This is a genomic window from Deltaproteobacteria bacterium, assembly GCA_016210005.1.
Classification (GTDB): domain Bacteria; phylum Desulfobacterota; class Binatia; order HRBIN30; family JACQVA1; genus JACQVA1.
This window is the reverse complement of the sequence record JACQVA010000012.1, coordinates 145373-152038: the sequence shown is the minus strand read 5'-3', so window position 1 is coordinate 152038 and position 6666 is coordinate 145373. Positions and strand designations below refer to the sequence as shown.

The 6666-nt window shown below is 68.1% G+C and carries 4 protein-coding genes; 1 reads left to right on the top strand and 3 read right to left on the bottom strand.

What is annotated here, in order from left to right; translation table 11 throughout:
- Nucleotides 1-266 precede the first annotated feature (266 nt).
- Entirely contained in the window at nucleotides 267-2837 is a 2571-nt protein-coding gene (gene hrpB, locus HY699_02555) for an ATP-dependent helicase HrpB (protein ID MBI4514683.1), read from the top strand.
- 166 nt (nucleotides 2838-3003) lie between these two features.
- On the opposite strand, the gene bamD is transcribed toward hrpB, so the two are convergent.
- The 3 genes from bamD to HY699_02540 all read right to left on the bottom strand — a co-directional run bounded on the left by bamD (nucleotide 3004) and on the right by HY699_02540 (nucleotide 6610).
- Entirely contained in the window at nucleotides 3004-3924 is a 921-nt protein-coding gene (bamD, locus tag HY699_02550) for an outer membrane protein assembly factor BamD (GenBank protein ID MBI4514682.1), read from the bottom strand.
- Between the two features lie 60 nt (nucleotides 3925-3984).
- Entirely contained in the window at nucleotides 3985-5232 is a 1248-nt protein-coding gene (locus HY699_02545) for a zinc ribbon domain-containing protein (protein ID MBI4514681.1), read from the bottom strand.
- A 184-nt stretch (nucleotides 5233-5416) separates the two neighbouring features.
- The gene (locus tag HY699_02540) at nucleotides 5417-6610 is read right to left on the bottom strand and encodes a CoA transferase (GenBank protein MBI4514680.1); all 1194 of its coding nucleotides are present in this window, start codon (nucleotides 6608-6610) and stop codon (nucleotides 5417-5419) included.
- Nucleotides 6611-6666 lie beyond the last annotated feature (56 nt).

The following is a 6666-nucleotide window of genomic DNA, read 5'->3' as shown; positions in this document are numbered from 1 at the left end:
GGTCACCCCAATGTACAGCGTGCCGTTCCGTTTGCTGGCCAGGATGTAAACGCAGAACTGCTTGTCCATAGCGCCAAACGCCAAACTGGATTCCCGCTTTCGCGGGAATGACGGCCATAACACCGAACCACGTTACCCACAAATTCGTCGCGCACCCGGTGCGCGCTGCCGCGGCGGTCATCGGCCCGCTCCGCGGTCATTGGCCCGCTCCGCGGTCATTGGCCCGCTTGATTGACTCCGACCGGGCGAGCGGCTTGAGTCGCGGCGTGCAACCACTGCCGATTGATCCGTTGTTGCCCGACATCGTTGCCGCATTGGCTGGCGGCCGCCGGCTGGTGCTGCGGGCACCGCCCGGGGCGGGCAAGACCACGCGCGTGCCGGCGGCCCTGCTCGACGCCGGGCTGGCCGGCGACAAGACGGTGGTGGTGCTGGAGCCGCGGCGCATTGCGGCGCGGGCTGCCGCCGAGTTCGTCGCCGCCGAACGCGGCGGCAAAGTCGGCGGTGTGGTCGGCTATCGCGTGCGCTTCGAGTCCCGCGGTGGCGCGGCTACGCGGCTGTGGTTTGTCACCGAGGGTGTGCTCGGCCGGCAGTTGTTGAGTGACCCCTTCCTGGAAGCGGTCGGCATCGTCGTGCTCGACGAGTTCCACGAGCGCCACCTGCAAGGCGATGTCGCCTTGGCGGTGATTCGCGAGCTGCAAGACAGCGTGCGGCCGGATCTCAAACTCGCGGTGATGTCGGCAACCTTGGAGACCGAACGCCTCGCCGCCTATCTCGGCGGTTGCCCGGTGCTGACCTCGCAAGGCAAGGCCCATCCGGTCGAGATCGAGTACGCCGAGGCGATTGACGACCGCCCACTGCCCGGGCGGGTGGCCACGGCGCTGCGGCGGGTCCTGGATCAGCCCAACGAGGGCGGCGACTGTCTTGTCTTTCTGCCCGGTGCGGCTGAGATTCGCCGCACCGGCGAAGCCATCGCCCCGATCGCGACAGCGCACCAAGTCGACGTCGTCCCGTTGCATGGCGACTTGCCGCTCGCCGCTCAGCAACGGGCGATTCAACGCGGGCCGCGGCGTAAAGTGGTGCTGTCGACCAACGTTGCCGAGACGGCACTGACGATCGAAGGCGTGACCACCGTCATCGACTCGGGCCTGGCGCGTGTGGCGCGCTTTGATTCCAGACACGGCCTCAATGTCTTACGGGTGGCGCCGATCAGCCGCGCCGCCGCCGACCAACGCGCGGGCCGCGCCGGGCGCGTGCGGCCGGGCCGCTGCCTGCGTTTGTGGACCGTGGCCGAGCACAACGGCCGGCGTGCTTACGAAACCCCCGAGGTGTTGCGGCTGGAACTTAGCGGCACCCTACTCGAATTGCGGGCGTGGGGGGCGACCGATGTACAAGGGTTCGGCTGGCTCGATCCTCCGGGCGCGCCCGCACTCCAGCGCGCCGCCCAGCTGCTGGTGCAGCTCGGCGCGATTGATACCGCCAGCGGGAAGTTGACAGACATCGGCCGCCGTGTGTTAGCGCTGTCGGTGCCGCCGCGCCTGGGGCGTATGTTGGTAGAAGCCGAGCAGCGCGGCTGCCGCGAGGCCGGCGCGCTACTGGCGGCGCTGGCCTCGGAGCGCGACATCTGCCTGGAACAGCGCGCCTTCGGCGCCGGCGCCTCCCGTGCTGCCACCTCGGGCCAGTCGGACTTGCTCGAACGTATGGAGCTATTTGCACACGCCGCCAAGGCCGGCTTCGAGGCGAACGCGTGCCGCGCGCGTGGCCTCGAGGCGCGCAGCCTGCGCGCCGTCGAGCGCGCGCGGCGGCAGCTGAGCGGCACCTCGCGCGCGCCTGATGTTGCCGGCATGACGACGCGAACCACCGCCGAGGCATTGATGCGCTGCACCTTGGCCGGCTTTCCCGATCGGGTCGTGCGGCGGCGCGCGCCGGGCTCGCCCCGCGGGGTGATGACCGGCGGCACCGGCGTGGTGCTCGCGGATAGCAGCGTGGTGCGCGAGGCCGAGCTGTTCGTCGCCGTCGAGGTCGAAGCCGGGGCGCAGCGCCGGCTCTCCGAGGCCCGCGTGCGCATCGCCGGCGCGATCGAGCGCGCCTGGCTGGAGGAGATGTTTCCACAATCCTTCACCCGAACCAGCGAGTTGGTGTTCGACCCGGAGCGCGAGCGGGTCATCGAGCGCGTGCGCCAGTGTTATCACGACCTCGTGCTCGACGAGCAGTTGCGCTTCGATGTTGACCGCTCGCGCGCCGGTGTTGTGCTTGCATCCGTGGCCCGCGGCGATCCAGCACGAGCGGCTGTCCCCAGCGCCGCCGTGTGGCAGCTGTTGGCGCGCATCGACTTCTTGCGGCGATGGCTGCCGGAATTGGGCTGGCCGGCAGACACCGGTGCGCTGCTGGCTGAGGCTGTCGCCGCGCTTTGCCTCGGCCGGTGCAGCTTCAGCGAAGTGCGCAGCGCCGACTTGCTCGGGGCCTTGCGCGCGCTGCTCTCCCACCAGCAGCGTGCGGCGCTCGAACGCGAGGCGCCGGCCGAGTATCGCCTGCCGGCCGGCCGCTGCGCCGCGGTGCATTACGACGCCACCAAGCCGCCGGCGGTGGCCGCGCGCATTCAAGAACTGTTCGGTCTCACGAGCACGCCCCGGCTGGCCGGCGGCCGGGTGCCGTTGGTGATCGAGCTGCTGGCACCGAACCAGCGCCCGGTGCAGATTACCGACGACCTCGCCAGCTTCTGGCGCACCACCTATCCCGAAGTCCGCAAGCAGCTACGAGGGCGTTATCCCAAACACGCCTGGCCTGACGATCCCCTGAGCGCCCCGCCCACGTCACGGGCAGTGCGCCGGCGCCACTAGTGGCAATTGTCACAACTGGCGCCGCGAACGGCCTCATGTTGCCCTGAGAGGGCAGTCGAGTCCTTGGAATCACAATTGGCGGGAGTTCCCCTTTGGGATACGAGGTGCTTGCCGGCAACATGCCGGACGTCGGCGCTCAAGCAGAGGGTGGAATCAGAGGCGGCAGTCAGTAAGGCGAGCCGGCCAGCGGGGCGGGCGGGGCGAGCGCCGGTACAGCGGAGGGGACGGGGCGCTCGCGCGGCGGCTCGATGCCCGGCACCAGGACCGGCGCGGCTAACGGATCGGCGGTGGTTCGCGGCAGACCGGCCAGCAGGCGAGGCATGGGGTCGTCGCCATTGAGCACCTCTTGCTTGCCCGAGCGCGCAATGCGCCGGCGCGCGCCGGAAGCCGGCTTCGAGTGTGGAAAACGCTGCGCCAGCGCTGCATCGGCAAGCAGCGCGCGCTCGGAATCGTTTTGCTTGCGGTAGATGCGCGCCAGTTGCGACAGCGCGTCAGCGCTGATGTCGGTGTCGTTGTAGCGGCTGACCAGAGCGAGCAGCCGCATCTCCGCCGCCCTGCGGTTGTCGCGCTGGGCGTAGAAATCGGCGATGTACAGCTCATGCCCCGCCAAACGAGCGCGGCAATCGGCGAGCTGCTCGCGCGCCAGCTGAGCGAAAGGGCTACTCGGGTACTGCTGCGCCACGGTGGCGAAGTAGTTGTGCGCGTTTTGTGATGCGGTCTGATCGCGATCAATGGTGCCCATTTGCTGCTTGTAACACTGGCCCAGCACGTAACCGACGAAGGCGAGCTGGGGGCTGGTCGGGTGGCGGCGCTGAAAGTCGGTGAATGCGGCGAGCGCCTCGGCGAGGTTACCGCCGAGATAGTGCCCGTGGGCGATCTTGAGCTCCGCCTCTTCGCCATGCTCGGTGAACGGGTATTGATCGAGCATCTCGCGGTACTGCTCGATGGCGAGCTGATAAGAGCCGTCTTCGAAGTCCTTGGTCGCTTTGGAAAAATACTCGTCGGCGGAGAGCCGCTTCTTCGCCCCGCAGCCCATCAAGGCGGTGGCCGCGATCAGAGCAACGGCCAGAGGTGCATGCCACTTCATGGCCCCGAATGTAGGCGGAATGGCGCACCAGGGCAAGCGCCGGGGAGCGAGCCTGGTCGGCTACCGCCGTGGGACAAAAGCCGAGCCGCCGGGGCTAAGCTCGCGCGCCATCGCACGGCGCAAGTCCTCTGCCGACAGCGCTGAATCGCGAGTCGTGCGGCCGGCGTGCTGGCGGAACGTCGCCGCCTCGATCGCCTTGTGCCACATCAGGGCGAAGCTGACGTTGGTGTAGGCGGTGTCGGCGCGCACGCGGCTGGCGACACGGAGCGCCTCGCCCTTGGGCAGGTTGAGGTCCAGCAGAATCACGTCCGGCCGTACCATCGGCAGCAGATCGAGCGCTTGGCGGACGTCGAAGGCCACCGAGGTGGCGCAGCCCAGGCGGGTCAGGATGCTGCGTAGCTCGGTGGTGACATCGACGGCATCGCTGACCACGAGTAGGCGCTGCGCCGGTGCCGGCCGCTCCAGCAGGCGCGTCACACAGGCATCCGCCTCGAACGGTGGCGCGAAATACTCCACCATACCCAGCACCAGCCCGCGGCCGCCGTCGGCACAGTAAGTGAACGCGCTGGGATTCTCGACCCCCAACACCGCTGCCTCGCTCACAACCCGCAGCGGATCGCCGCCGCTCAACAGGTTCACCGCCAGCAGCCGCTTGCCGGTCGGTGGACCGCCGCCGTCTAGCTCTTCGAGACGGCGATAGCTGGCATGTCCGAACTTCTCGACCGCGGCCCGCAGCGCTTCTTGGAAGGGTTGCTGGTCATCGCAATGAACTATGTTGATGGTTTCGGCCACGCGGTTGGCGCGCGGCGGCTCGCCCGCAGGCGTAGCCGCCGTCGCCAATGCGGCCGGGGGGGTGGCCGCAACCGTTGCATGGGGCAGCTTTGCCGGATCGCGCTGTCGTTCGGGTCCGGCCGACGCCTGCGCTTGATCGGCGCCGGCGGGCGGTGCCTCCGCACTTTGCGCTGCCGCGCGCCGGCGCACCCCGTCCAGCGCGCGTTGCAACTGCTCGCGCAGCGTGCCGAGCTCCGCCACCTCGCGCGCCAGCTCGACCAATTCGTTCTCGACCACTGCCACCCGTTGGGCCAAATCGGGGGCATCGTCTTCCGCCGCAGCCCCCGCGCGGTCTTTCTGCGCTGCGCCCAATTGGCCGCCGCAACCGTGACAAAACCTCACCCCTGCGGCATTTGACCGGCCGCAACCGGGGCAAGTTGGTGGCACCAACAGGTTGGTGCCGCAATGCCCACAATAGGCTGCGTCCCCGGGGTTGTCCGCGCCGCAGGAGGGACATTGCACGGAGCGTGTTTCCACGGCTAGCTTCTTCGCGCTCTGCACAGCTACATCCGCCTGCCAGACCACTTCTCACAGCAACGTGCATACCAGAATACGCAGGCGGCAATGCAGGTTGATTGTCACGAGCGTGGGGCAGGAATGACAAATCGCGACACGCTTGGCGGCACACGGGTAACGCAGCCAGCGGGCTCGCCCGCCGGGCTTAGATCGCACCGGCGGCCCGCAGGGCACTGATTTCACCGGTCGAGAGGCCGAGCAGCGATTCCAGCAGGTCCTCCGTATCGGCACCCAGTGGCGAAGCCGGCCCGTAACGCGGCCTGATATCGTCGATCTTGATCGGGCAGCCGACCTCGCGAATGTTGCCGAAGCGGGGATGCTCGTAGGCGACGACCATCTCGCGCGCCAGCACCTGTTCGTTTTGCAGCGCCTCCTCGATCGTCGCCACGGCGGCACAGGGCACGTGCCCGCGCAGCAGGGCGAGCCACTCGGCGTTGGTCTTCCCGCGCATCACGTCCTTGAGGATGGCAACCAACTCGCCGCGATGCGCCAGACGATCGGCGAAAGTGCGAAAGCGCGGATCGTCGAGCAGATGGCCGAGTCCGAGGCGCTCGGCCAAGCGCGTCCAGAATTTCTCCTTCATGCACATGATCACGAGGTAGCCGTCGCGGGTGGCGAAACTCTGCGACGGTACCATCGTCTGATGCGCCGAGTCGGGCAGGCGCTCGAGGCGAAGGTCGGTGTTGAGCACCCACACCGCCAGGTAATTGAGCAGCGACACCGCGGTGTCGAGCAAGCTGACATCGACGTCGCAGCCGATGCCGGTCGCGCGTGCGCGCAGCAAGCCGATCAACATCCCGACGGCCGACATCAAGCCGCCGGAAAAGTCGACGATCGAGACCGCGCATTTAGCCGGCGCCGTGCCGGGGTCACCGGTCAGGCTCATGAAACCGGCCATGGCTTGCAGCAGATAGTCGTAGCCCGGATCGGCCCGCATCGGCCCGGTTTTCCCGAACCCCGACAGGGCGCAGCATACGATCTTCGGGTTCACCTGCTTGAGGCTATCGTAATCGAGGCCGAGCTTGGCGGGCAGGTCGCCGCGCGGGTTGGAGTAGACCGCGTCGCAAACTTGCACCAGGCGATGAAGCAGGGCGCGGCCCGCGGCTGTACGCAGGTTGAGCGTCAGCGACCGTGCGTTACGGTTGAGTGATTGAAAGTACAAGCCGTCCCCGCCTTCGGCATGCGGCGGAACGGTGCGGGCTTCGTCTCCGCCGCTGGTGGGGTCTTCGACCTTGATGATCTCCGCCCCCAGATCGGCGAGCACGGTCATGGCGTACGGCCCCGCTCCGAGCTGGGTGAATGCAAGGATGCGGAGCCCTGCGAGTGGCAACTGTGACATGGCGCGTGTGTACTAGAGGATTGGCGGCGCTGCCAGCCGGGGGCAACCGGCTCACA

Excerpts from the sequence above, each read along its gene's own strand:
- HY699_02540 (MBI4514680.1), bottom strand. The coding sequence starts at position 6,610 with ATGTCACAGTTGCCACTCGCAGGGCTCCGCATCCTTGCATTCACCCAG.
- bamD (MBI4514682.1), bottom strand. The coding sequence starts at position 3,924 with ATGAAGTGGCATGCACCTCTGGCCGTTGCTCTGATCGCGGCCACCGCC.